Genomic DNA, 22,936 nt, shown 5'->3' with positions numbered 1-22,936 from the left:
CTGCGCCCGTCGTGCGCCGATCGTGAAAAGTGCGACCTTGGGAGCCTCGACAGCGCCCGGCTCGCGGGCTATACAAGAACATAGCGAGAACCATCCCTCAGGGTTGCACCCTTTCCACCCTACATCTCACCCGTAACCTTTCGGCAGATCATGAGTTTAGAGGCCGGCTTGAAGCATCCTTCGGGATGAAGTCGGTCCAAGGAGCAACATCCATTGTCCTTGTTCCGCCATTTGCATGACGACGCGTTTTTGGCCTTTTCGCGCGATCACAAGCACCTCTACGCGGCGTGTCTCCTCGATCTGCATGAGCGCTTCTTTTCGGGTGCGCCGGCGTTTCCGACGCCGCAGCAGGTTGTCCACGCCATCTACGACGTCATGCGCGCTAACCCCGCGTTGTGGAACGAAGGCGATGATTTCGGCAGCCTGCCTGAAATGATCTCAGCGGGGCGCCGCCGCATCCGCAAGGCGGATATCGCGCTCGCGTCAGAGAAGGGCGACAAAGCGCTCGGCCTGGCGCGGCAGCTCTACGCGCGTCTGCTCGGCTGGGGATGGCTCGAAGAGGAGGAATACGGGCTGCGGGTCACCGTGGACATGGCGATGGGGCCTCTTCTGGTCATCCAGCGGCTGGCCAGCCTCAACAAGGATCTCTCGCAGCGGTTCGGCGGACTGATAGTTCAGATCCGCCTGAATCTTGAGGCCGTCGAAAAACTCACGCCCGAGATCACCGACCGCAAGCAGCGCGAAGCCGCACTTGCCGTCCGCGAGGCGCGCAACCAGGCCGACCAGTTCACCAAGAGCCTGCGGGCCATCCTCGCCGACCTCAAGCGGATCCGACGGACGGTTATGGAGTCGAAGACCGTGGGCACTCGCCTGGAGGCCTTCTTCGAAGAGTTCGTCGACCAGCTCTTGTTGAAGGATTTCGAGTCCATTCTGACCGTCAACCATCCATACCGGTTCCGCGACGCCATCGTCGATCTCGCGCGCAGAATTTCCTACACCCCGGACACCATGCAGGTCCTCGCGGAGGAATACGCGGCAGCCAGCATGGCGTCCGATGTCGAAGACGGACGGATGGCGGCGGCGGACGACCTGTTGGCGATCGAAAGCATCTTCGAGCAGATCGGCCAGATGTTCGAGCGGATCGAGACCTTCCGTCGACAGCTCGAGGCCCGCGTCCGCAACACGATCAAATACGCCGAACGCGGAGCGCTGGGGCTCGTCGGTCGGGCCGGCGACCTGGTGCGGCGCCTCGACGCGCTGCTGCGCGACGGCAGGCACGACAAGGCGACCGTTGAATGGAGTATCGAGCCGCTGCGCTCACCCTGGTCGGAACATCACCAGGCGCCGGCCAGACAGCCACGCCGGCCCGTCGAGGCGAGGGAGCTCGCCGGGCCACCGTCGGATCCGCTCTACGAACTGCGGAAGAAGCTCCGCCTCGAGTACATCGCTCGCATCGCGCCCCGGCCCGAGGACGTCAGACGGTTCCTCGAAGGGCAGGTGCCTCCCTTCACGACCAAGGAAGCCCGCTTCATGGAGATCGGTACCGTGGACGACTTTCTCGCATTCGACTGCGCGCGCCGCTACGCCCTGACCGGCGAAGTGCCGATGCAGATCGCCACAGGCTTCGATCTTGAGCCATGCCCCGACACGCCGCCGCACGACAGCGAATGGCTACGGTGCGCCAACTTCGTGGTCCGGCGTTCGGGCGCGCTCCGGAAAGGCAAGACGACCCATGCTTAGTGAATTCGAGAACATCGAGAGCTCCGCAGGCGCGGAGAAGGCGGCCGATCTGCGGAAAGCGCTGCATTTCCTGCTGCGCCGGCAGTTCGTGTTCGCTGGCGATCCTCGCACGGGGACGGTCTACAACACGATCATGGATGGACGCTTCCGCGACGTCGTGGACGGGTTTTTCGACAGTTGCGGCTATCGGGTCCATCGCGATCCGGAGGCGCAGTGGGCGGGCATCGTCGCTATGGACGAGGACGTACCGCTGCCCCGGATGAAGCTCGACGAAACCATCGTGATGCTGGTGCTGGCCGCATACTGGCAGCAAGAGGTCAACGTCGGGGCGGTCGAGGATCGGGCGGTCGTGGTAGCCACTTTGAACGATCTCTTCGATCGCTACCGGGAGATGGCGCAGCACAGCGGCGGAGGGGCGATCTCGGCGGCCCGCTTCCGCGACATTCTGCGCGAGGCCGCTCAGCGCAGCCTGGTCGAGATCGGCGACTTCGATGACGAGCAGCAGGATTTCGAGGTCAGAATCCGCCCGATGATCAAGCTGGTCAGCGGCGGTGACGCCCTCCAGCGCCTCGAGCGCTACGTCCGCAGTGAGGAGGCTCGCTTCCCGCAGAGCGCGGGAGGCGAGCCATGATGGAACTGCGTCACCTCACGATGGTGAACTGGCATCTGTTCGATGTCGCCGACATCGAAGTGACTGGTCACGTCGGCGTGCTCGGCGAAAACCGGTCCGGCAAATCGACGATCCTCGACATGGCGCAGGTCGTTCTCACGGGCGGCAGCCGGCGCTTCCTGCGCCTGAACGCGGTCGCTGGCGATAGCGGAAAATCGCGCAGTGCCTCGAAGCGCAGCGTCGTCGACTACTGTCTCGGAACTCTCGGCGAGGATCAGCGGCGGCGCGACGAGGCGCGCACCTATATCGCGCTCGGCTTCGAAGACACGGACGGGGAGCGCCCGCCGGTCACCATCGGCATGGCACTGGAGGCCCGCAAGTCGGACACCAGGGAGACCGTGCTCGCGCTGTTCGTCGCGGTCGGCGCGGTACTGACTTCCAAGGACTTCATTGAGCAGCGCGGAAAGGCGCAGTTTCCCGCGCAATGGGAGGACGTGCGCGCCAGGATCATCGCCGCGGTCGGAGAGGCGAACTTCGTCAATCACCGCGACCGGGCGAGCGATTACGTCCGCGAATACATGCGCCATCTCCTGCCGCATTCGCCCTACGGCGAGCAGAATGCGAGCGCGCTGCAGAAGTCGATCGTCAACGCCATGACGCTCGACCACAACCAGACGGCCACGCAGTTCGTGCGGAACTACATTCTCGAGGACAGCCCGATCGGGATCAAGGAACTGCGCGAGTCGATCCAGACCTACCGCAACATCAGCGACACCATCCGGAAGATGCGCCTCAAGCTGGAGGCGCTGAAGCAACTGAGGGAAATCCTCGCCACCCTTGAGGCGACGTTCGAGACCATATTCCGCGAGCAGTGGATCGCCAAACGCGCGGAATGGCTCGCTGCCCGAGCCGCCAACCGGGACTTCAGGAACAAGCTGCGACTAGCGAGCGCCCAGCGCGACGCTGCCGCCGGCGAACTCAAGTTCCTGGACGAGGATATCAAGGCGACCGACAACGAGATCGAACGACTTACGGAGGCTATCGCGGAGCACGACGCCAAGACCGGAAGAAAGTCTCTGCAACAGACCGCCTCGGTAGCTGAGCAATCCGCGCAGCGCGCGGCGTCCGATTTCAAGGCGCGCCTTGAGACAATCCGACGACTGCAGCCGCTGTGTGCAATGGCGGGGCAGGGGTTTGATGATCTCATTCCCGCCGTAGAGCGGCTGCTTGCCGCCGCCGGTACGGGCTCCGTTACCTCCGTTTCCGACGAGCTCTCCGCGGCGGAGGCCGCCGTGACGGGCTTGGGAGCGCAGCGGCTCGCGAAGGTCGACGAAGGGCGTCAGACGATCATTGCAGAGGTTTCGAAGCTGCGCGGCCATCGGAACGAGCTGCTCGAGCGGATCCGGCAGCACGCCTCTGGAGGGCCGGGCGCGCATCTGGAGGACGATACGAAACTGCTGTGCCAAAGGCTTCGGCAGAAGGGAATGGCGCCGCGCGTTCTCTGCGAGCTGATCGAAGTCGCCGACCCGGAATGGGCGGGAGCCGCCGAAGCGCTGCTTGGCCGCGACCGCGACGCGGTGTTCGTCGACAGGCCGCAGATCGGCGATGCGACGGCGATCTTCAAGGAAGGACGGCGCGAATTCCGGCGCACATCTCTGGTGAGTCTCAACAAGCTGGAACAGTTCAGAGCCAAGCCGGAGCGAGGAATGTTTCCTTCGATCTTTCGCACGCAGGATCCGGATGCGCTGTCGTTTATCATGCGCCGGTACGGATCGGTGCGGCTTGCGGACACGCTGGACCAGTTCAATAGGCCGGGCCGCGCCATCATGAAGGACGGCCTCTACGACGACGGTCTCGTCCGCACCCATCGGTCGATCGACCCTTCGCAGCACAAGATCGGCAAGGCGGCCCAGGCGAGTGCGCTGCGCGCCCTGCAGGAGCGAGTTGAGGATCTGAAGAACTCGCTGGTACAGGCCGAGAAGGACGCTCAAATCGTCGATGGCGCCTTCACGGCGCTAAAGACCCTCTGCGACGCCCCTGCCGGCGACCTAAAAGCCTGCGCCTCGGCGTTTGCCGCAGCGCAGAGCGAAGCAGCCGAAGCGCTAGCGAGGCTTTTGGCTCTCGACAGCGCCGGCGACGGCGGCCTCCGCGACAAGAAGCAGGCCCAGCAGCAACTCAAGCAGAGAAGGCTCGTGGAGCGCAAAGCCCAGCAGGACGCCTTCAATAGGCACGACGGCGAGGTGAGAACGGCGCAAAGCAGATTAAGCGATGGCGAAAATGTACCGGGCTCCCAGCTCAACCTGAAGATCGCCTGGTCGCTCTTCGCCAAGAACCTGCCGCTCTACGCCGCGGCGAAAGGTCGCCCCGTGCACCGGGCGCGCCTCGAGGCGCGGCCGCACAAGAACGAGGCCGACCGCCATCGCGGCATCGCCGAGAAGTCCGTCAAGGATGCCGAGGCAGCGAACGACAAGCGCCGAGAAATCGAACGGGAAGTGCGCGAATTCCTGGAGGGATATTTCGGGGAGTTCGGCGTCAGCTCCCAGGTCGGCATCGAGAGCGAGCCCCTTCAGGAGGTGAAGCCCTGGATGACGCAGTTGATCGAGGACATCGAGTCCAACGAGCTGCGCCAGTACGAACGGCAGGCCCGCGAAGCGGCGGAGAAGGCCTCCACGCTGCTGCGGGGCGAGTTCATCAATGCGCTCACGGCCCGGATCGGCAAGATGGAGCGGGAGCTCCAGGCGTTGAACCGCAGCCTTTACGCGCATCCCTTCCACAACGAGCGATATTCTTTCCACCGCACCCAGGTGGTGGAATTCCAGCCGATCCTGAAAATCATCGAGATCGGCAAGACTTCTCCGGAAGCGCTCGAGTTGCTGTTCCGCGGCGACGTGCCTGACGACTTCCCGCACAAGGACACGATCCTGGCGCTGGAGGCGCTGCTGGAGGATCCGGACAAGGACTTTACCCAATTCGAGGATTACCGAAACTTCTATACGTTCGAAATTCACATGGAGGATGTCGCGACCGGCCGGTCGACCCGCTGGGAGCAGCGGCGCAGCACTGGATCCGGCGCCGAACAGCAAGTGCCGATTTACGTTGCCATCGGCGCCTCGCTCGCTGCCGCCTATGGCAGCGCGGAGCGGCGCGCCGGAAAGCCGGCGGGCTTCGCGCTCGCCATGTTCGACGAGGCTTTCTCCAAGATGGACGGCAAGAACCAGCGTCAGATGATGAGCTTCTACAAAAATCTCGGGCTGCAGTTCGTGATCGCGGCGCCATTCGAGAAGCGGGTCGCAGTGCTGGAGCACATGGACACGATCGTGGAAGTGGATCGTATCGGCGAACAGTCGAGGGCAACCGTGGTCGCGCTGAAGGAGAAGGCCAAGCGCGAACTGATGGCGATCGATCCGGACCTGATGTCCGAAGACGAGCTCGTCGCGCGCCTGGCCGCCGAGTAGCCTATGGCGCGGCGCTTCACCGACGCGAACGAACTGCTGAACGACCTGCTGGACCGCTACGAAGGCGGGGCCATGAGTCCCATCGCCCATCCGGACTACGACGGGTTTCCTTCCGTGGTGGCCGCGGACGCCTTCCTGAAGCAAATCGCGCGCGCAGCGGAGGTCGGCGCCGTCAGTCTCGGAATGGGGCGGGGAGATAGGCGAGATCAGATCGCGCACGTCAGGCTCGGGGCGGCTGAGGCGCTCTATCGTCATCTCGGTCGCGTTCCGGCCGTTCAGGTCGCGCAAGACGCCGCCACACGCCTTGTCGCCGGCTTCGCTTTGGACGGGCGCCTGGCGGAAGCAGTTCCCTCGATTGCGGATGCTTGGGGCAGAGGGAAGAGCTGGCACGGATTCGTGTCGTCCGACGTCGACAAGCTGCGCGACGGGTTCGCTCTCGCCCAGGCGATCCTGGACAAGAAGCATCTCGACGTCGACTACAAGACGTTCTCGCGAAGGACCGTGGGCGACAGCAAGACGCTTGAACGCATTGAAGGCGTAGTCATCCGGCTTCTGAGCGGCATCCTGGAATTTCCTCCCGGCGCCCGGCCTCGCGAGGCACTGCGGACGATCGGACTCGAACGCTTCGCGCCGCCGCTCCTGATCGCGGGGCGGATCGATCTCGACGGGGCCGATCTGTCAGCGATTTCTCCGCACTATCTTGGAATCACGCCCAAGGAGGCAGATCGCATCCGCTTTCGGGAGCCACCGGCCTACGTGCTGACGATCGAAAACTTCGCGAGCTTCAACAGGCACATCGCCGAGGCGGACCCCGGTCGGCTTGGAACGACGATGTACGTGGGTGGCTATCCTTCGCTCGCCACCCAGCATGCGTTAAGGGCGATCGCGGGAATGGTGTCCGAATTGACGCCGATCCTGCATTGGTCGGACATCGATCCGGACGGCACTTGGATCTTCCATACCATCGAGCGTGCCGTCGGACGTCCGATCCGCCCACATCTCATGAGCGTCGAAATTGCCGAGCAATCGGGGCAAGTGCCGCAGAAAAAGGCGACGCCGGCGCGATGCCCGCCGGATTCCGGCATCGCAGCGCTGGCAGCGTACCTGGCCGAGGAGGGCGCCAAAACGCTTGAGCAGGAGGAGCTCGATCCGATGCTGCCCTTACACCTTGTGGCGTGACGCGTTCCGAAGCGTCTACTTGCCGTCGACAAGGTTGACGCCGATCCTATCGGCGAGAATGACGAGATCCGCGTACACGGGGGTGACAGTCAGCAGATCCTGTGGAACTCCCGTCGGCGAGAGATCCGCAGCCGAGATGCGATCTCCAAAGATCACGATCGCCAGGGCGCGATCGTCCTGCCGCGACACCCAGCAGAGTCCCTCGGCGTGGGGGCACGCAGCGTGAATAGCTTCGGCCCATTTTCGGGTGCTCGGATACTCGTCCTTTTCGGTATCGATCAGCTGATTGCGTTGAATCCCGAGCTTTTTGAGTGCTGTCGCGCTGAGATCGACTAGTTTGAGAGCTCGTCGGGACGTGACCTGTGAGTAGACCTGATCTGCAAGCTTTTGCTTGTCGAAGGTCTTCAATCCGGCGGCAATCGGCACGTCATGAAAGACGGTTTCCATGGCGGCGCAATCGAAGGTCGTGCCGCCGTAGAGGGTAGGGATGCTCGAGCCGTCTGAAGCTTTGATCGGACTGAACCGGGCGTTGCCCTTCGTGCCTGGATTGAATTGGCTGCTTCCATAGATGTTCTGGTGAATACGATGGATGACCTGGCCTTTCGGCCAGATCATCATGCTCACCAGATTGGCGAGGTCGGCAGGTGGTGCAGACGCACCCGGCGGGATTTTCGGAGGGACGGCACCGGACTTCTTCTTAGCCATGGAGCACGCCAGCCACCTCGTCCTCCGCCGCTGCAACGACACGATCGGGCTTGCTGATCAGCAAGTCCTGCGGTCGTTTGCCGCCGAGAAAGCTATTGGCCGACGCAAACCAGTAGGCGAGGCCCCAATCGTCCTTCTTTCCGCGGAAGACCTCCAGCACCCGTGCCAGGCCCTTTGTTGGCCGATAGTCGGTCGAGGAGTCGAAGGCGTAGCCCGGAAAATAGTCCATTCCGTGATGACGTATGGCGAAGATCTGCCCCTCCTTCTTCCACTTGTTCGGTTGGGCGCTGGGGTTGCTGCTGCTAAACCCCGCCATCTCGGCGATCTCTGTCGCGGTCATCCATTCGCCCGACTCGATCACACGCTTGCGTGCTTCCGCCGTCATCCGGGCCTCAATCAGCTTGTGCTGGGGCGGGGGAACGTCGGGGACCAGAGCTTCGATAATCGACCGAAACATCGCGTCTTGCCGATGCTCAATGATGCTGGAGACCAGCGGAGCAAGATTGGCAACCGTATCCAAAAGTGCTCGGACGGCTGCCTTGTTGCTGTGCTGCAACGTCAAGGCGACGACCTGCTCCGCCGGCAGTCGGGCAAGCCTGCGTCGTACTTCTTCGGGGGTCCCGCTAATGGTTCCAACACCCGAGAGCTCGAGAGCTTTGTCAGCGGTAGTCATGGCTTTGCTCCAGATGATGATGGTTATCAATATAATGAAATAACCTAAATCATCAAGGGCGGTTCCGGCCGATCCTGCTCCCCTTGCCGAGGCCGAAGTTGCGGGCTCCATTGGACTATGGTGCCGGGTGGCCTGCCTGCGGACCGCTGGCAGGCCAAACATTTTGTGCGGGGAAGTCTAAAGAGTCGAAATACCCCTCGAGCTCTACAACCGCTCGGCGTTCCCATTCCTCCGCCTGCGCAAGCAATGAGCACCGTTGAATCGGCCGAAATGTTGCAGCTTGGCGGCACAGCGAAGCGATCGCGCGGTAGCGGCGCACGTTTTCCATAACGGCCAACCCCGTCATTTTTGGATCTCCCCACTCCGTTTCCGGGCGCGAACTTGCGGCAGAACGATTTTCGATTCGTTAGCGGCCGGTGCGGAAAGCGCGAATGGTTGGCAAAATCTTGCGAGTGGAAAATGACTAATCGTACGGCTTCAGAATTTGGGCTAGGCCAGATATGACTGCGTCTGGAATACAGAGCGCTTGCTGTTCCGCCGGAACGCTGAATGGGGCAGGCTATCCTCTCAACCGGCTGTTGAAGGCACTCGGTCACCAGGAGGGTAACCCATCATGACTTGCGCGGCCGCCCTTGCTCGCGCACGACGTCCTTGGCTCGCTTGTCCGCTCGAAGCCCGAGGTATACGGGCTGGCGCATTTCACCTGAGCTCGTCCATTCCGCGAACTTTACCTCGGCCACCAGGGATGGCTTGACCCACGTCGTCACAGCTTCGTCCTTCACCTTCGCAGGGAACGGAGAGTTCGCTGTCTTCAGCTTCGAAAGCTTGCCGTGCAGCTCCGCGAGAGTCTTGTGGCTAAACCCGGTGCCGACATGGCCGATGTAGCGCCATTCATCGCTTTCTCGCAAGGCAAGGACCAATGCCCCGAAAAACGGCCTGGTGCGTCGGGGCGCCGTGAACCCGGCAATGACAACCTCTTGACGTTTCGCCGTCTTGATCTTCAGCCAGTCGGTCGTTCGCCTTCCAGACGCGTAGGTGCTGTCGGCCCGCTTGGCCATGATGCCCTCGAGACCTCGCCGCTCGGCCTCACGGAAGAACTTAGTGCCAAAGGTCTTGCCGTGACGACTGAAGGCAACCAGCTTGTGACGGGGCAGAATGGCTTGGAGCCGCTTCTTGCGCTCGAGCAGCGGAAGACCGCGCAAATCCTCGCCATCCTCGAACATAAGGTCAAAAGCACAGTAGAGAAGCTTCGCTTCGTGACGCAGGGCGTTCTGGAGCAACTGAAAATGGGAAACGCCGTCATCACCAATCGCAACGAGTTCACCGTCGATGACGGCATCGCATTTCACGCCTTCGAGTGCCTGAGCCACTTCGATGTAGCTGCGGCTGATGATTTTGCCGTTGCGGCTGTAGAGGGCGACCCTGCCACCCTTTGTTTCGGCAACCATGCGGAAGCCATCATACTTGTCCTCGAAGACCCAGGCTGGATCGTCGAACGGCGCGTCGGTCAGCGTAGCCAGCATCGGTTGGAGGCGCTTCGGTAAGGTCGATGTCCGGCCCATGCTCAGGCGGCCCTTTCGCGAACGTTGCGGAAGGTGATCGAGTAGCGGAGGGGCTCGACGCCGGGAATGCTGTGTTTCCATTCGGTCCGTGCAGGGCCTCGCAAGAGATAAATCGAACGAGGTTCTGCAATCAGGTTGCGCCGCTCCCAGCGCTGACCTGCCTTCCAGCTAAGCCAAAAGGTACAGGGGGAAAGAAGCGGAGTGCCGACGACGTCGCCGAATACTGAGCGATCCCTGTGCCAGCCGATCGCCGCGCCCTCGGAATATTCAGTGATGAGAACCTGCTGGAGGCTACCGGGTACGACGGCTGCGAAGCCCTCGGCTCGCGCGCAAAGCTGCGAGAGAAAATCCGGCATGTCCTCAGCTTTGGTCAATCGTGCGCCGCAAAAATCATAGCGCCAACCGAGCGACACGATCCGTCGCTTCCCCGTAAAGCCGTGAAATTCAAATTCGCGAAACGGCAAAAGCCTGATGGGCTGCAAAAGAGACTGCTCTTCTTCCCGGCTAAGGAAATCGGACGTGTACCTAAAACCCTGAGGAAAAGCGTTATCTCCGAAGAGATCAGGTGTCTGATTATCGTTCCGCACGCATTTTCCTCCGGGCGGAAGTCTTCACTGCACAGGCAATGGTGAAGGCTGTCGCATGTCATGAGATCGAGACAATCTGAATTTCCTGACCCGACATCTCGATCACGTCTCCGACCGACTTGCCCATCAAGAGCCTGGCAATCGGTGAAACGAAAGAGATCGTCCCCTTCTTCGGGTCGGCCTCGTCCTCGCCTACAATGCGATACGTCTGGACGCGACCGTCGTCGCGGCTGAAGGTGACCGTGCTTCCGAAGCCCACGGTGTCGAAAGCCGTCGGATCCGGAACGACCTGAGCCGTTCGGACCCGCGCTGTGAGATATCGCACGTCTCGCAGCGGCGCCGCACTTTGTCGGCGCCGCTCGTTGACATCCTCGATCCTTTGCGAGATCTCGTAGACTTCCTGCGCCTGCTTCAATTGGGCGTCCAAGGCCTTCATGCCGGCCGCGGTGACGAGATTCCGGTGAGGCGAGATCGGGCGGTCCGGCAGCAGCGTCTCGGATGCGGTCTCGGCGCTGTCTTCCTTGGTGAATGCGACGCTCACGTGCGGAACTCCTGCAGCTAGGCACGCCCCTGCGCGCCAACTTCTCTCTTTCCAGATAACGGCCGAGGCATCCGACAGCCAATCCTTGACAAATCACGACGTGGTGGAACGGAAGGGAACATGAAACCTCCTCTAGGGTCGTATGCAAAAAAGGACGTGGTTGGGTGAGTTTTGCATAGAGTGCCAGAGGGAAGGTTGCATCATATTGACGGCCGGGGCCGCCGCGAACGCTTCGTAGAACGTAGGACTTCGCGCAACGGGCCGCCAGCTGACGACGCACGCCGCCTAATCTCGTCGTACAGATTTTGACGACTGTGCATTACGGGGATCTCTCGCTGTCGTTTCTGACTGCCGGATGCGCCGTTCATAGTGGGCAGCCAGCTGCAATAGCCGCTTCTTGATGAATGGGTCGGCCTTCTCCGCTAACGCACGGACCGTTCGTACTCTCTCTTTGCAGAACTCGTCGTCCATTGGCGTCCCAGATTTCGCGCTCGCAGATCTTACTGTGGGCTTGCTCAGGTTCCATGTGATACAGATCACTCTGCCGTGTGTTACTTTCGTCATTTCGAACGCCGAAAGGTGCGGCGTGCCCGACAAGTCGACAAAGCCTCAAATCATATTTGCCGTTGTCGTCCTGCTTCTGCTGGCGATTGCCTCCGTTTGGGCGATGGATAATTTCGTCTTCAATCGATAGGACGGGCCGGCACTTCAGTTAGCGATCGGCTTCCACGCGTCGCCGAAATTATAGATCGCCTGGACCATGTCTAACACGAAAACTCCCGCCAGCCCTTTGCACGCACCGCGCAGGCGGGACATTCACCGCAGCCAAACCCCCAGTCGTGCCGGGCACCGCGTTCGCCGAGATAACAGGTGTGTGAGTGCTCGCGGATCAGGTCGACCAGTTCCGCTCCGCCAAGCTCGGAGGTAAGCCGCCAAATCGCCGCCTTGTCCAGCCACATCAGCGGCGTGTGGAGATGAAAGTCCCTCAACATGCCGTGGTTGAGCGCACTGTTCAGCGCGCGGATGGTCACGTCCCGGCAATCGGGGGCGCAGGAATAATCTTTCTCGCACATGCCGCCAACGATATGAGAAATCCGGCGCGGGTAGGCGAGCGCCGCGGCAAAGGTCAAAAAGATCAGATTGCGGCCTGGCACGAACGTGTTGGGCATCCCGTCCGCGCCTATCTCGATCGCCACCTCGCGCGTCAGCGCGGTCTTTGATATCGCAGCCAGCGTGGGGATCTCCAGCGTATGGCTGTCGCCGAGCTTGCTCGCCCAGTCTAGGCGCAGCTTCTTCAGTCCGTCCAGCAACTGATCGCAGCAGGCCAGCTCGATCGCATGGCGTTGGCCATAGGCAAAGCCGACGGTCTCAACCCGGGCAAAGCGCGACAGCGCCCAAGCGAGGCAGGTGGCGGAATCCTGTCCGCCAGAAAATAGAACCAGCGCGGATTCGGATGTGAAATCGGTCATTGAGAGGATTCACTTAGAATGTGGACAGTTGGAATCCGGCGCGCTTGGCAGTGGCGAACAACGGCAAAGAAGCCTGCGATGAATGCCGCCGTCCCTTTATTGAGTTCAGACTTAGAGGACGCAATTCATGATCGTCTCTAAGGTGAAGTCGCAGAACGCTTGAACGCGCACGGGTTCTTTACCGCACGCCGAGAAACTTGTGCGTCTGAATGCTGACACGCCAGTCGCGCACAGTCGCCTCCTGAATGCAAAGCTTCGTCGCCTTCCGGCTTTGGCTTAACGGCTGTAGCCATATCATCGGCATGGACTCGCGCGGGATGTTGAGGGCCAGGAGCTTCTCGATATCGGCAGGCTTGCCCACGCAATGTTTGATCTCGTTGCCACGCCGCAGGGCTTCATCCAAAACAACGAGCCCGCCGGGCATGCCAACTTTCGGGCTGATGGTCACCCACGTGCAGGGGTGCACCTGAATGGCATGGGTGCCCGATGTCTCCAACTGCACCGAGAAGCCAGACTTGATAAGCAGCGTCGTCAATGGCCGAAGGTCGTACCCCGCGGGCTCGCCACCCGTGATCACGACATGCCGAGTCCTAAACCCCTGTGCGGCGAGCAGTATTTCCTCGGGCGACATCATAGCCCAGGTGTTGGCGTCCTCGACCTTGGCCGTGATCTCGGCTATCGACACTTGGCGCGCTGGATCTGCGACCCATGTGTGCTTGCTGTCGCACCAGGGGCAACCAACCGGGCAGGCCTGTAGCCGCAGGAACACGGACGGCGTGCCGCTCTTGCAGGCTTCGCCCTGGATACTTTCAAAGATCTCGTTGACCGGCAGCACGGCTCGTTCCCCGATAGATCGCGCTGTTCGCGCCGTGCTCTTTGACTTCGACAGATGCCAGCCGGCAGCGGGGAGCAAGTCGCTCTGTCAGCAGCCACGTGCTCGCGATGCCGTAGACGTGCTCGGCAAACTTTTCGCAGCCGACAGCAGGTAGCACAACAATATCCGCCACGCCGCGCCGCGCCGCTTCGTGGAACCATTCAAGCTCCGGATCGTCCGCAGCTACGACGGTCTTATGGTCAAACGTGTCTTCGAGGATCGCTTTCAGCTCTTTGAGGCCGCCAAAATCGACGACCCAATTCTTGTCGTCCAGGATGTCGGCCTCGAACTCGAAGCGAAATGACAACGAGTAACCGTGCAGCAGACGACAGTGTGACAGCGCGCGCCACTGGCGAAATGTAGCGGATAGTCCGATTTCATGGCCGTATGTCTTGGTCGATAGGTAGGTCACGGTTGATCCTTGATGAGTGCCATAAATTCGCTGCGCAATGTCCTGTCGTCGCGGAAAGCACCGCGCATGATGCTGGTTATCATGATGGTGTCAGTCTCGCGAACACCACGCCAGATCATGCATTGGTGCTGCGCCCTAACGATGACGGCCAATCCCTTCGGCATGATACGGCGTTCCAGTTCGTCCGCCAGCATAACAGCGGCCTCCTCCTGGATGTGCGGGCGCGACATGATCCAGTTGGCAAGGCGCACAAATTTGCTGATACCAATCACTTTTTCACCGGGCACCACGCCAACCCACATGCGGCCAGTCATGGGTACGAGGTGATGCGAGCACGTCGAGCGCACGGCGATGGGACCCAACGTGTAGAGTTCGTTCAGGCCGCTCGCGTTCGGGAAGTCCGTAACCTCAGGCGCAGGCTCAAAGCGCCCGGCAAAAACCTCGCGCACGTACATCCTGGCAATCCGCTTTGCGGTCGCTCTGGTGTTGTGGTCGCGGCTGGTGTCGATAACAAGAGCCTCAAGCACAGCTTGCACATGCTGCTCGACCTCGGCTTGGATCACCTCAATGTCACCAGGCAGCAGGTATTCTGCGATGTTGTCGTTTGCCGCAAACGACGCGCCGGCGTCGAGCAGGCGTTCACGAATTGCTTGCGTAGAGCTCATCAGAAATCCTGTGCCCGGAGCTTCGCATTTAGTTTCCGTGAACGACATGATCTGCGGTCGTCGTGAAGAACGACGGAGGGACCCGCGATGGACAAAGCTTCAATTGGGGGAGGTGCCTCCCCGGGGCAGCATTGGGTATCAATTTGCATACGATCGAGAACTTTCATCTCTCCTGCGTCGGTGACCGAGAGACCACTATTGTCGAAACGGTCATTTATCGTCTCCGTGCAATCAGCATGCCGCAAAAGCACCTGTGCGAGACTTGCTTGAGGAAGAGAAAATCAATGCATTGTGCCGCGCCGGCGGATCATTTGCGCCTTCGTGTCGGGATCCAGACATACACGCCGACAAGCGGACACGATTGAAGCGCCAGCAAAAGCAGACAAATCGTACCCGCCCGAAGCCATCAGACACGAGCGGACTCATGATTGCAGCGCGCCGGCTCCTTACCTCGCCGAATCGAAGAGGTAGTGGCCTGACCGCTTTCTTGTCGACGCGGTAGATACGGCCGAGGATGTCCGCGACAAGGCGACGCCGACCGGCAAGCCGGGTCCATCGTCGACAATCCAAAGTGATCGAGCAGCTCGTGATCGGCAGGCCGTACCGGCCTGGCGGTCAAGCCCGAGGCGTGCTGCGAACCTGCGCGCGGGTCTCTTTTTTGCGGCAAGAACGCACCAAGCGAGGCGGTTCCTGTGCAAATCGACCTCGCCGCGGAGCTATGGAGTGATTTTCGCGCGGAGCATGCGGGCAAAACGTACTGCAATGGGGGGTGATTTGCAGATTTCATTTGTCCGAGCGACTTTGCTCGGCATTCTGGTCTCGGCGAGCTCGCTTGCTGTCCTGGCGCACGGTCTATTCGGTGCCGGATCCGTGGTGACCGGCCTGTTGCTGGCCTGTCCTGTGACGCTCCTGGTCGCGCTGGGTGAATGGCGCGTTGTCTCGTTCAACCTATGCGATGGGCTGTTCGTTGCCTTTGTGGCGTCGGTTGGCGTGTCGCTTCTTGTCAATGGCCATGGAAGCGACCTCAAGGAACTGGCGCTTCTGGTGATCACGCTGGGCGGCTACCTGGCGGGGCGCCTTTGCGGCGCGCGCGAGATCCGGCGGGGATTGATGATGATCGGGTCCGCGGTGATGGCGACCGGCGCGCTGGCGACGCTGATTGCCTTGGTCGAGCAATGGTCGGCACCGCATGGCAAGCCATTGGTGTTTGGCCAATTCGACGCCGCGCCGGCGCAGTTCGCGATGTTGATGGGTCTATGCCTGCTGGCTTGGCTGACGAGCCTCTCCCGTGCTTCCGGCGTGATCGTGCTCGGCCTCCTTGCTATGGTGCCGGCTGCGATCTTCGCCGCCTCGATGGTGCGCTTTAGCTTTGTGGCGCTGGCGCTGGCGATGCTCGTCGCCGCTGTGCTCGGTCCGCGCGTACAGAGCCGGAAGGTGATTGCGGCGGTGGCCGCTCTGGCGCTCTTTGCGATCGTCGGCGCGCTGGCGCTGCGCTCGCAGACGACGCGCATATTTGTCGACCATGCGTTTAATGCGGCCGCCGGCGCCTGGTCGATCGCCTGCGATGCGGTCGATCGCGACAATTCGATTGCGATCCGCGGCCAGATCTATCGGGATGCCTTGCGTCTCTTGCCGGCGGCAGGTCCGTTTGGAATCGGTCTCGATGGCTTTGAGGCGAGGGGCTGCATCAAGGGTATCGGCGTGCATAACGCCTTCCTGCAGGTGGCGCTTGAGTTCGGCTGGCTCGCCGGGTTCGCGCTGTTGGCGCTCGTCATTAGCGCCTGGCGTGCAGTCCGCGAGCTCGCGCCGATTGCGCCCGAATACCGCTTCGTTGCCGCCGCCCTGGTCTACGTGGCGATGGTTTCGCTGATGCATGGGCGCATCAGCCGCGAGCTTGTGCTGTTCTTGCTGCTCGGCTATGCCTCGAGATTGTGGAGCGAGGGGCGAGAGGTCGCGGCCAAACTGTTGTTGCGGATCGCCGGAGGTGGAGGCGAGCAAGTGCCTCCTAGTCGGCGGGCGCGACATTGGCGTCGACGACTGGCCTCTTGCGGGTGACGATCCCGCCCGCCAGCCCGCCCATGGCGCTTGCGTTCTCCAGTTCCCTTACCGAGACTCAATCGAGCAGCGTCCGGGCGGGGTTGAGATCGACTTGGATTCGCCCAAATGAGTCTTCGTCACAGCGCCAGCGCTCGCCGGAGATCGTCGTGCTCAAAGGCGCTGGCCATACGGTTGATCTCGTCCGACCGCGCCCCGACTGCCTTGGCGATGTTGCGCCATGTGGCAGTGACTCTCGCGACTTCTTTCACGCGTCGATCGCGCCGCTCTCCCTGGCCAGGACGCCTTTAGCCTGAAGAACGCGTCTCAAGTCGTCCTGAAATGCGCGAATAGGGAGTTATCGTCTCGACCCGATCGCTCTCGACGACCGAGAGGATCCTGTCATTGGCTGCCGAATCCTAACCCAGCGGTCCTTCTGGCCAGGGGATCCACGGCTACCATTGCAGAGAGCTGGTCTCCAAACATCGTGACTGGTAAAGGATTCAGCACCGAGGAAGGAGATGGCCAATATCTATAGACTGCGGTCACAGAGCGATTGAGCTCGGTTCCCGAGAGTCAAAATGCGGTAGAGTGCATACACCTTTGAACGGTTTCCTTCTACGTACCGACATCCATCGGCTTTTTGACCTGGGATAGGTGATCGTCTCATCGGATTGCCGGCTCGAGGTCAGCGGCCGCTTGAAATACGGTTTCGACAATGAAGTTCGCGATGATCATGGTCCTATCTTGGAGAGGCGAGCTTAGCTTCGTGATGAAACCCTGCGACGAGAAAGCCATCGGTTGGATCGAAATTCAGTTGTGGACGCCGATTGACAGGCGAAATCGCGGATCATCAGGCGTTTTCATACAACCAAGACCCACAGCAGAGATCAGCTGATTGGAAAGTGCTCCAACAGGCTCTGGTCCGAGGTGTTCCGCGAATCTCAGCTAGCTTTGTCTCTGTCTAGCGGATCACAAAGGTCACGCTGACACTCGTGGCGGAGAATGATTCAATTCCGATGCGGAGCAGACAGGAGAGAAAGATGCCGGTCATATCCACACGCCGCGCTGAAGTCACAGATGCCGGAACCGTCGCCCGCTTCGTTTATGCTCTCCAAGTCGAGCTCTTGGGCCGTATGGCCCCCGGGATCGAAGTCGTCACGCAAAGCGCAGCGACAGTTCTTGCGGATGTCAGCGTCGTCGCGGTGATCGCCTGCGGAGACAACGAGCCGGTTGGCGTCATGGTTCTAAACGAATGCACTGCGATCTACGCGGGCGGCAAGTTCGGAGAAATCTCGGAGCTCTATGTTCGCCCCGACATGAGATCGCAGGGCATTGCGCCTCATCTGATCGCGGTCGCTCTGTCCGAAGGACGCGCGCGAGGGTGGAAGCGGCTGGAGGTCGGAGCACCGTGGCAGCCGAAATGGAAGCGCACCCTCGACTTCTATCTGCGCAACGGCTTCGAGGAAGTCGGTCCCCGGCTTTGCCGCATGATATGAGCCGGTGGTGCCAGCTTAGGATAGTCGTCAAAAGGTCCCTAGATGACCAAGAAGCTGAGCAGATCAATCATCCAAACGACTCCCGCGTCGGGAAGCGAATCGGCGCGCTAACCTGGAACCCAATGCTCTTCGTCGAAGAGGTGCATCAGGTTCAGCCAGTCGACCTGTTAATCGGCCTGGAAATGCGCGTCACGCGGATGCCGGAGAGCGAGGTGTTGGCCAGCAGCGCCAGGCGCTCACGGGTACAATCGTGGACGACGATCAGGACGCGGAAACGGCGGGCGGAGGTCAGACTGATCCGATACGAAGTCGAGCGACCACCAGTCGCTCGGCATCACGGCATGTGCCCCCGCACTGGAGGACACACAGGCCGTTGACTTGACGTCCTTAGAGCCCGCACCACCGGTTATCGCCGACGCTCAAAGCGTCCCCATTCTCGCCTCGCCCCAACGGAGATTGAATCGCTTGCACCCAAGGAACATCTGCGCAACCCAATCCACATGATGCCTGGATGGCTGAGCGCGAGAAAGAAGTAGCCCCACCTAAGGGTGGCTCAAAGCCAATGGGCTTGCGCGAGTGCAATTTCTGGTTTAGGAGCCGGTTGATTGACTGGAAAGAGTAATTGTCTGTGCGTTCTGGACTTATGTTTTTGTGGTGGGGCTAATGGCACTCCTGTATTTGTCCGGTCCTGAGAACGACGACACTGTCTTGGTGTGTTCCGTCAGGTGCCCTAACTAGGATCCAAAATTTCAGATGCCGGCCCGTCCATCGCACATTCCCAGCTACCAGGAGAGACAGGCCCTTCAGACAATCCGAATGGGTAAGCCGAGTAATGCCGGTCGGAGACTGCTTGCCACGCTGCTTCGGAAGGGTTGGATAAACATGACTGAACATGGATCTATTGACTTAACCGACGCCGGTCATCAGGCGTTAAGAATCAAGATTCCGACGAAGCGTTGATTCACCTCGAAGTATGAGGTCGCCCACCTCATCGCCACCGAGACTCTTTTCAACATCGAAGGCAAGAACTGGAAGACGATGTTCTCGGAAAGAGTTTCTGCATGCCGTGGCCGGACGCAGCGGACGCCCTTAGCGGCGTTCGCCTTTAGCGCGCCGAATTTCTCAGAGGACGAGGCAGGCGAGCGAAATGTCCGATAGTGCCCATGCCCGCCGATTTACTGGAACATCTATTTCATGCCCGAGCTTACCGATTGCTACGACTGCGCAACCCCGATTTCCTTCAGCGCGAAGAACTGCCCGCACTGCGGATCAACAGAGCCGGCCGGTCCGTATCGACATAGCGAGAAGGAGAGGAGGAGACTCGGCGCAGAGGCGAGAAACGACCACACGCTGATCGTTGCGATGCTCAGCCTCGGACTGATCGGTTGCCTCTACGGATACACGTCACATTCGGGGATTTGGGCGCTGTGCGCCGTGATCGGCTATGGATTTCTTGGTGCCGCTGTTGGCGCCCCACTTGCCGTACTGCTCATCCTCTTGCGATCCGTGTGAGCCCCTAGCCGCCTGTGGGAATCGTGGATAGCGCCAGTAGTATACTCGCGCCTAAAGGGCGCCTGCCGGCCTGCGCAAGAGGCAGCGTGCATGATCTGCCGGCTGAACGCCGATGGAGTCTGTATGTAATCAGTCACATTTGGGGCCTTGTCTGATCCTCGACTTAAACCAAGACGGCCGTGAAAATCAGCCCGTCGACGAACATAAAGCGACCGCGAAGCTCACGCGTACCGCCGCAAGTATGCGGTAGCGGACAAGAAAGACGAGCTCGGAATGCGTTATCCTTTGCAGTAAAGGTGACCATAGCGTCCTCGAACCCCAGCCAGGCCCCGGTGAGCGGAAACCACGCCTTGAAGATGCTCTCCTTGGCGCTGAAGAGCAGGCGATCCCAATGGACGTTCCTGGGGGCGCCGGTGACGCGATGTACGCCAACAGATCCCGTGGCAGCCCTCCAAAGTACTCCCAAGCGGACGCAACAAGTGATACGGACTTCTGGACAACCATCACGTCGGTGCTTTCGAAGGGAAAGCTGCGCCACATCCAGTTCAGCCGATTGAGAATTGCCGATTCCGGTATAAGAACCCCCTTCGCCTTCCCGGTGGAGGACGACGTGTATATAAGGCTCGCAATTCCCTGATCTGATGGTTTGTCGCCGCACTCCAAATCGTGCGCGGGCGTGCTGCACCCTTCCAGGTTCGATAGACAGACCGACGGCATGTCAAAACCAGGGGCGGTGCTAGTCGCGTGAACCAAGAGCTTTGCCTGACTATCTCGCAGGATAACGATCTCGACCAGGTGACGCCCGCCATCGGGCGCGTCGTGAACATCTATTGTCCTTGTAGCGGGCTCAGTTCTTGATAGGACTCGCAGGCTGCAACATCGTTAGGGTCGAATGTGCATAGCGCCCGCGGGCGTCACTATGAGGATCAGCACGGTCCTGCATCCAGCTGTGCTCCTCGCATTCGTGGATCGCTCCGACTTCCTGCGGCACGGAGATTACCCAGCCCCGCAGAATTCGGTTCGCGAGCGACCTATCGTTGAATATGAGCATCGAGAGCGCTCCTACCCAGGACGAATTCGATCGGACCGTCTCCCGACACTAACAAGAGCAGCGATTTCGAATCGGTACCTATGGCTTTTCCACGTGGTGCCGGCGGTCCCAAGGGCTCAGCTAGGCGCGATCTGAGGATGGACCTCCGTCATTCGCGGAATCTCGGATCGGCCTTCAATGAATTCCAAGACGGATAGTGTCGGTCGGCGAGTCGAAAATCCACCCGGCACATGCCGTAGGAAGAGTGACGCGCCCTCAATGACGTCCAATTGCCGGTCCGATGGCTTGCAACATTCCGCGTACGGCCGAATCTCCGAGCCGCAGCCGCAGAGTTCGTCGTCCTTGCACTCGCACAGCCGATAGTAGGCTTGGACCAAGGGATCGGCGCCGACCAGACTATATTGCTTTCCTGGCCAACGGCCGAAGGCTTCGAGGTACAGATGACGGGCGGCCCAGACGCTGTAGAGATCGAGCAGTGTTCTCAGATCGCCGCCGTCAAACCAGACCCCGTCAGTTGGGGAGAAGGCGCAGATCGATCCGTCTTGGAAATTAGTGTGTCGCGGTCCGATCCAACTACACGAACCTGCCGCGGCCCAAAATCCCCATGCTCGTGGACCTACTCCTGACCGGTACGGAAGAGCGACGAGAAACGTGGCTTCCCGCTCCAAGCCCGGGATGATCGAGCTTCTCGCAAGGAGCCACATTCCGTCGTTGTCGGGGAAAGTCCGAAGCGAGGGGTACGCTTCGGTAACGCATTTTAATTGGCCCTCGTACGCGGCCCGGAGCACGTCGCTGCCGACCCGTGGTGGGGGACTGGCCGGCCGTGATCCACGGGTTGGCCCTTGCCGTCGGGCGGACCTTTCCCGTGATCGGGCTGCGGATCTTGTCTTTCCTTGTCGTTCATTACCGAACTCCTTGACTGAGGTTGCTAGCTGGGTCTCTCCGTCCAGGGCCACGAGCCCGTGAACATGTACTCGAAGCGGTCGGTGCTCGTCCAAGGCGGCCCCGATCTGCTGCAACACGGCCCGCGCCTCCGGCGCCAAAGCGGCTTCACCTGGAATCGGAAATGTGCGAATCTGTGTCACCAGCACATGCTGAACCTCAAGCCCCGTCGTGTCAAGGCGTGTCATTCGCACGGAGCGCAGATGCCCACATTTGAAGAAAAGTTAGTCGGAGCCATAAAAAGGAAGCGCGAGGCCGAAGGGCTGAGCATCCGCGCCCTCTCAGCCGCGATAGGAGTAAGTTTCTCCACGCTGGCTCGCATTGAACGTGGAGAAGGACAGCCGGACAACAACTCGAAGATCCGGCTTCTGCAGTGGCTCGGCGCTGAGGCAGACGAAGCTGGGCTCAGCTTCGATAACGTGGCGTTCGTGCATTTCCGTGCGGGGAAGAATATTCAGTCATCCACTGTGCGCACCTTGCTAAGGGCGGCCGAGTGTTTGGTGCAATCGATGGAAAGCCCCAGCAATTGGAGCGGACAGGACGTTACCGAGGATAACTCATCCGCCAACGGCGATTCGCTATCAAAAGAAGAGCTTGAGCGGGCTGCAGAAAAGTTCAGAGCAGATTTAGGTCTTTCGCACAGTGAGCCGCTGGACAGTCTTCGGATCGAGGCAGACGGCGTCCGGGTGATTCCGGTGGGAAAGGCAGACTGTTTGGACGCCGGCATTATAGGTCAGCTCAGGGGAAAAGCCGGCGGCGAGTGGTCCGCAATGAGCGTGCCGCTTGATCCTGATAACGAGAATTGGGCTGTGCTCTTGAACGATACCCACACCGTGGAGCGTCAGCGCGTTACGCTGCTGGAGGAATTCTGGCACATCTTGCTCGGGCACAAGCTCACTAAGATTGCCAGGATCGCTGACGCTTACGGACGAACCTATGACAGGGCCGAGGAACATGACGCTTACTATCTCGCCTCGGCGACGCTCCTACCGAAAGTGGCCATTGTTGATGCCGTGAGCAAGAAGCGCTCCTCGGAGCAGATTGCTACGATATTCGGGACGTCATCTGAGCTGGTCGACTACAGAATCAAGCGACTTGGCCTCTGGCGCGAACACGTGGGCAAGCAGATTAGACTGTCGTCAGACTGAAACCCGCGCCCACCAGAGTCTTGGGAGAATGAAGGTCACGTCGAGTCGCTTGCTACTCGTCGCTGGACTGCAAAGCCTTCAAGCCAACTTCAGCAATTCATATGCACGTAGCACGACCATATTCGTTCGGACATCCAGCAACAATCAATGCCAGTGGCTTTGACCTCTTCATCGCTTGCCCGGTAAAGTCCATTAAGGGATCGTTCACCAAGAGAGCGCCCTTGTTGGGGCGCCGCCGGCATGGGCAGCGTGGCACGGGTGCGGGAAGAACATCATGG

20 protein-coding genes and 3 pseudogenes are annotated in these 22,936 nt (G+C 60.5%); 9 read left to right on the top strand and 14 right to left on the bottom strand.

The window, feature by feature from the left end:
- The first annotated feature begins 213 nt into the window (after positions 1-213).
- From ACFFWD_RS03465 to ACFFWD_RS03450, 4 genes are read left to right on the top strand one after another with little or no spacing between them, the layout of a single operon-like run.
- A complete protein-coding gene (locus ACFFWD_RS03465; RefSeq protein WP_376961462.1) occupies positions 214-1,740 on the top strand; it encodes a Wadjet anti-phage system protein JetA family protein in 1,527 nt (508 codons plus the stop codon).
- The gene (locus ACFFWD_RS03460) at positions 1,733-2,371 is read left to right on the top strand and encodes a DUF4194 domain-containing protein (RefSeq protein WP_376961460.1); all 639 of its coding nucleotides are present in this window, start codon (positions 1,733-1,735) and stop codon (positions 2,369-2,371) included. Before ACFFWD_RS03465 ends, ACFFWD_RS03460 begins: the two co-directional genes overlap by 8 nt.
- A complete protein-coding gene (locus ACFFWD_RS03455; RefSeq protein ID WP_376961458.1) occupies positions 2,368-5,805 on the top strand; it encodes an SbcC/MukB-like Walker B domain-containing protein in 3,438 nt (1,145 codons plus the stop codon). The genes ACFFWD_RS03460 and ACFFWD_RS03455 overlap by 4 nt, the downstream gene beginning before the upstream one ends.
- Positions 5,806-5,808: 3 nt before the next feature.
- Positions 5,809-6,984 (top strand): Wadjet anti-phage system protein JetD domain-containing protein, encoded by a 1,176-nt coding sequence (locus tag ACFFWD_RS03450; protein ID WP_376961456.1) that lies wholly within the window; start codon positions 5,809-5,811, stop codon positions 6,982-6,984.
- 15 nt (positions 6,985-6,999) lie between these two features.
- Here the strand turns inward: ACFFWD_RS03450 and ACFFWD_RS03445 are convergent, their stop codons facing one another.
- From ACFFWD_RS03445 to folE, 10 genes are all read right to left on the bottom strand, one after another.
- A complete protein-coding gene (locus ACFFWD_RS03445; protein WP_376961454.1) occupies positions 7,000-7,689 on the bottom strand; it encodes an RES family NAD+ phosphorylase in 690 nt (229 codons plus the stop codon).
- Positions 7,682-8,362, bottom strand: a complete 681-nt coding sequence (locus tag ACFFWD_RS03440; RefSeq protein ID WP_376961452.1) for a hypothetical protein — start codon at positions 8,360-8,362, stop codon at positions 7,682-7,684. Before ACFFWD_RS03440 ends, ACFFWD_RS03445 begins: the two co-directional genes overlap by 8 nt.
- Positions 8,363-8,477: 115 nt before the next feature.
- Complete coding sequence (locus ACFFWD_RS03435; protein WP_376961450.1) at positions 8,478-8,708, bottom strand: hypothetical protein; 231 nt, start codon at positions 8,706-8,708, stop codon at positions 8,478-8,480.
- Positions 8,709-8,973: 265 nt separating this feature from the next.
- A complete protein-coding gene (gene ligD, locus ACFFWD_RS03430) occupies positions 8,974-9,924 on the bottom strand; it encodes a non-homologous end-joining DNA ligase (protein ID WP_376961448.1) in 951 nt (316 codons plus the stop codon).
- A gap of 2 nt (positions 9,925-9,926) precedes the next feature.
- A complete protein-coding gene (locus tag ACFFWD_RS03425; protein ID WP_376961446.1) occupies positions 9,927-10,511 on the bottom strand; it encodes an alpha-ketoglutarate-dependent dioxygenase AlkB in 585 nt (194 codons plus the stop codon).
- 58 nt (positions 10,512-10,569) lie between these two features.
- Complete coding sequence (greA, locus tag ACFFWD_RS03420; protein ID WP_376961444.1) at positions 10,570-11,052, bottom strand: transcription elongation factor GreA; 483 nt, start codon at positions 11,050-11,052, stop codon at positions 10,570-10,572.
- Between the two features lie 764 nt (positions 11,053-11,816).
- Positions 11,817-12,521, bottom strand: a complete 705-nt coding sequence (gene queC, locus ACFFWD_RS03415; RefSeq protein ID WP_376961442.1) for a 7-cyano-7-deazaguanine synthase QueC — start codon at positions 12,519-12,521, stop codon at positions 11,817-11,819.
- Between the two features lie 178 nt (positions 12,522-12,699).
- Positions 12,700-13,356, bottom strand: a complete 657-nt coding sequence (queE, locus tag ACFFWD_RS03410) for a 7-carboxy-7-deazaguanine synthase QueE (RefSeq protein ID WP_376961440.1) — start codon at positions 13,354-13,356, stop codon at positions 12,700-12,702.
- Complete coding sequence (locus ACFFWD_RS03405; RefSeq protein WP_376961438.1) at positions 13,331-13,807, bottom strand: 6-pyruvoyl trahydropterin synthase family protein; 477 nt, start codon at positions 13,805-13,807, stop codon at positions 13,331-13,333. Before ACFFWD_RS03405 ends, queE begins: the two co-directional genes overlap by 26 nt.
- Positions 13,804-14,472: a GTP cyclohydrolase I gene (gene folE / locus ACFFWD_RS03400; protein ID WP_376961436.1), complete on the bottom strand. Its 669-nt coding sequence runs from the start codon at positions 14,470-14,472 to the stop codon at positions 13,804-13,806. Before folE ends, ACFFWD_RS03405 begins: the two co-directional genes overlap by 4 nt.
- A 774-nt stretch (positions 14,473-15,246) precedes the next feature.
- Between folE and ACFFWD_RS03395 the strand changes: the two genes are divergently transcribed.
- Positions 15,247-16,527, top strand: a complete 1,281-nt coding sequence (locus ACFFWD_RS03395) for an O-antigen ligase family protein (protein WP_376961434.1) — start codon at positions 15,247-15,249, stop codon at positions 16,525-16,527.
- 119 nt (positions 16,528-16,646) lie between these two features.
- Here ACFFWD_RS03395 and ACFFWD_RS03390 read toward each other — a convergent pair.
- Positions 16,647-16,778, bottom strand: a pseudogene (locus tag ACFFWD_RS03390) (type II toxin-antitoxin system HipA family toxin); the annotation flags it as partial.
- Positions 16,779-17,097: 319 nt separating this feature from the next.
- Here ACFFWD_RS03390 and ACFFWD_RS03385 point away from each other — a divergent pair.
- Together ACFFWD_RS03385 and ACFFWD_RS03380 are read left to right on the top strand one after the other, a co-directional pair.
- Entirely contained in the window at positions 17,098-17,163 is a 66-nt protein-coding gene (locus ACFFWD_RS03385; protein ID WP_376961534.1) for an HNH endonuclease, read from the top strand.
- A 386-nt stretch (positions 17,164-17,549) separates the two neighbouring features.
- Positions 17,550-18,005: a GNAT family N-acetyltransferase gene (locus ACFFWD_RS03380; protein ID WP_376961432.1), complete on the top strand. Its 456-nt coding sequence runs from the start codon at positions 17,550-17,552 to the stop codon at positions 18,003-18,005.
- A gap of 184 nt (positions 18,006-18,189) precedes the next feature.
- Here the strand turns inward: ACFFWD_RS03380 and ACFFWD_RS03375 are convergent.
- Positions 18,190-18,337: pseudogene (locus tag ACFFWD_RS03375) on the bottom strand (IS3 family transposase); the annotation flags it as partial.
- A gap of 862 nt (positions 18,338-19,199) precedes the next feature.
- On the opposite strand from ACFFWD_RS03375, the gene ACFFWD_RS03370 reads away from it, so the two are divergent.
- The gene (locus ACFFWD_RS03370; protein WP_376961430.1) at positions 19,200-19,517 is read left to right on the top strand and encodes a hypothetical protein; all 318 of its coding nucleotides are present in this window, start codon (positions 19,200-19,202) and stop codon (positions 19,515-19,517) included.
- A 163-nt stretch (positions 19,518-19,680) separates the two neighbouring features.
- Here the strand turns inward: ACFFWD_RS03370 and ACFFWD_RS03365 are convergent, their stop codons facing one another.
- Positions 19,681-20,055, bottom strand: a complete 375-nt coding sequence (locus ACFFWD_RS03365) for a 4'-phosphopantetheinyl transferase superfamily protein (protein WP_376961428.1) — start codon at positions 20,053-20,055, stop codon at positions 19,681-19,683.
- A pseudogene (locus ACFFWD_RS03360) lies at positions 20,025-20,270 on the bottom strand (hypothetical protein); the annotation flags it as partial. The pseudogene ACFFWD_RS03360 and the gene ACFFWD_RS03365, both read right to left, overlap by 31 nt.
- 1,443 nt (positions 20,271-21,713) lie before the next feature.
- Here ACFFWD_RS03360 and ACFFWD_RS03355 point away from each other — a divergent pair.
- Positions 21,714-22,658 carry a helix-turn-helix domain-containing protein gene (locus ACFFWD_RS03355; RefSeq protein ID WP_376961426.1) on the top strand — a complete coding sequence of 315 codons (945 nt, stop codon included), beginning with the start codon at positions 21,714-21,716 and terminating at the stop codon, positions 22,656-22,658.
- Positions 22,659-22,936 lie beyond the last annotated feature (278 nt).

This window comes from Bradyrhizobium erythrophlei (assembly GCF_042430365.1).
Lineage (GTDB): Bacteria > Pseudomonadota > Alphaproteobacteria > Rhizobiales > Xanthobacteraceae > Bradyrhizobium > Bradyrhizobium erythrophlei.
This window is presented reverse-complemented; position numbering and strand designations above follow the sequence as displayed.

Excerpts from the sequence above, each read along its gene's own strand:
- ACFFWD_RS03460 (WP_376961460.1), top strand. The coding sequence starts at position 1,733 with ATGCTTAGTGAATTCGAGAACATCGAGAGCTCCGCAGGCGCGGAGAAG.
- ACFFWD_RS03455 (WP_376961458.1), top strand. The coding sequence starts at position 2,368 with ATGATGGAACTGCGTCACCTCACGATGGTGAACTGGCATCTGTTCGAT.
- ACFFWD_RS03450 (WP_376961456.1), top strand. The coding sequence starts at position 5,809 with ATGGCGCGGCGCTTCACCGACGCGAACGAACTGCTGAACGACCTGCTG.
- ACFFWD_RS03445 (WP_376961454.1), bottom strand. The coding sequence starts at position 7,689 with ATGGCTAAGAAGAAGTCCGGTGCCGTCCCTCCGAAAATCCCGCCGGGT.
- ACFFWD_RS03440 (WP_376961452.1), bottom strand. The coding sequence starts at position 8,362 with ATGACTACCGCTGACAAAGCTCTCGAGCTCTCGGGTGTTGGAACCATT.
- ACFFWD_RS03435 (WP_376961450.1), bottom strand. The coding sequence starts at position 8,708 with ATGACGGGGTTGGCCGTTATGGAAAACGTGCGCCGCTACCGCGCGATC.
- ligD (WP_376961448.1), bottom strand. The coding sequence starts at position 9,924 with ATGGGCCGGACATCGACCTTACCGAAGCGCCTCCAACCGATGCTGGCT.
- queC (WP_376961442.1), bottom strand. The coding sequence starts at position 12,521 with ATGACCGATTTCACATCCGAATCCGCGCTGGTTCTATTTTCTGGCGGA.
- folE (WP_376961436.1), bottom strand. The coding sequence starts at position 14,472 with ATGAGCTCTACGCAAGCAATTCGTGAACGCCTGCTCGACGCCGGCGCG.
- ACFFWD_RS03380 (WP_376961432.1), top strand. The coding sequence starts at position 17,550 with ATGCCGGTCATATCCACACGCCGCGCTGAAGTCACAGATGCCGGAACC.
- ACFFWD_RS03370 (WP_376961430.1), top strand. The coding sequence starts at position 19,200 with ATGCCCGAGCTTACCGATTGCTACGACTGCGCAACCCCGATTTCCTTC.
- ACFFWD_RS03355 (WP_376961426.1), top strand. The coding sequence starts at position 21,714 with ATGCCCACATTTGAAGAAAAGTTAGTCGGAGCCATAAAAAGGAAGCGC.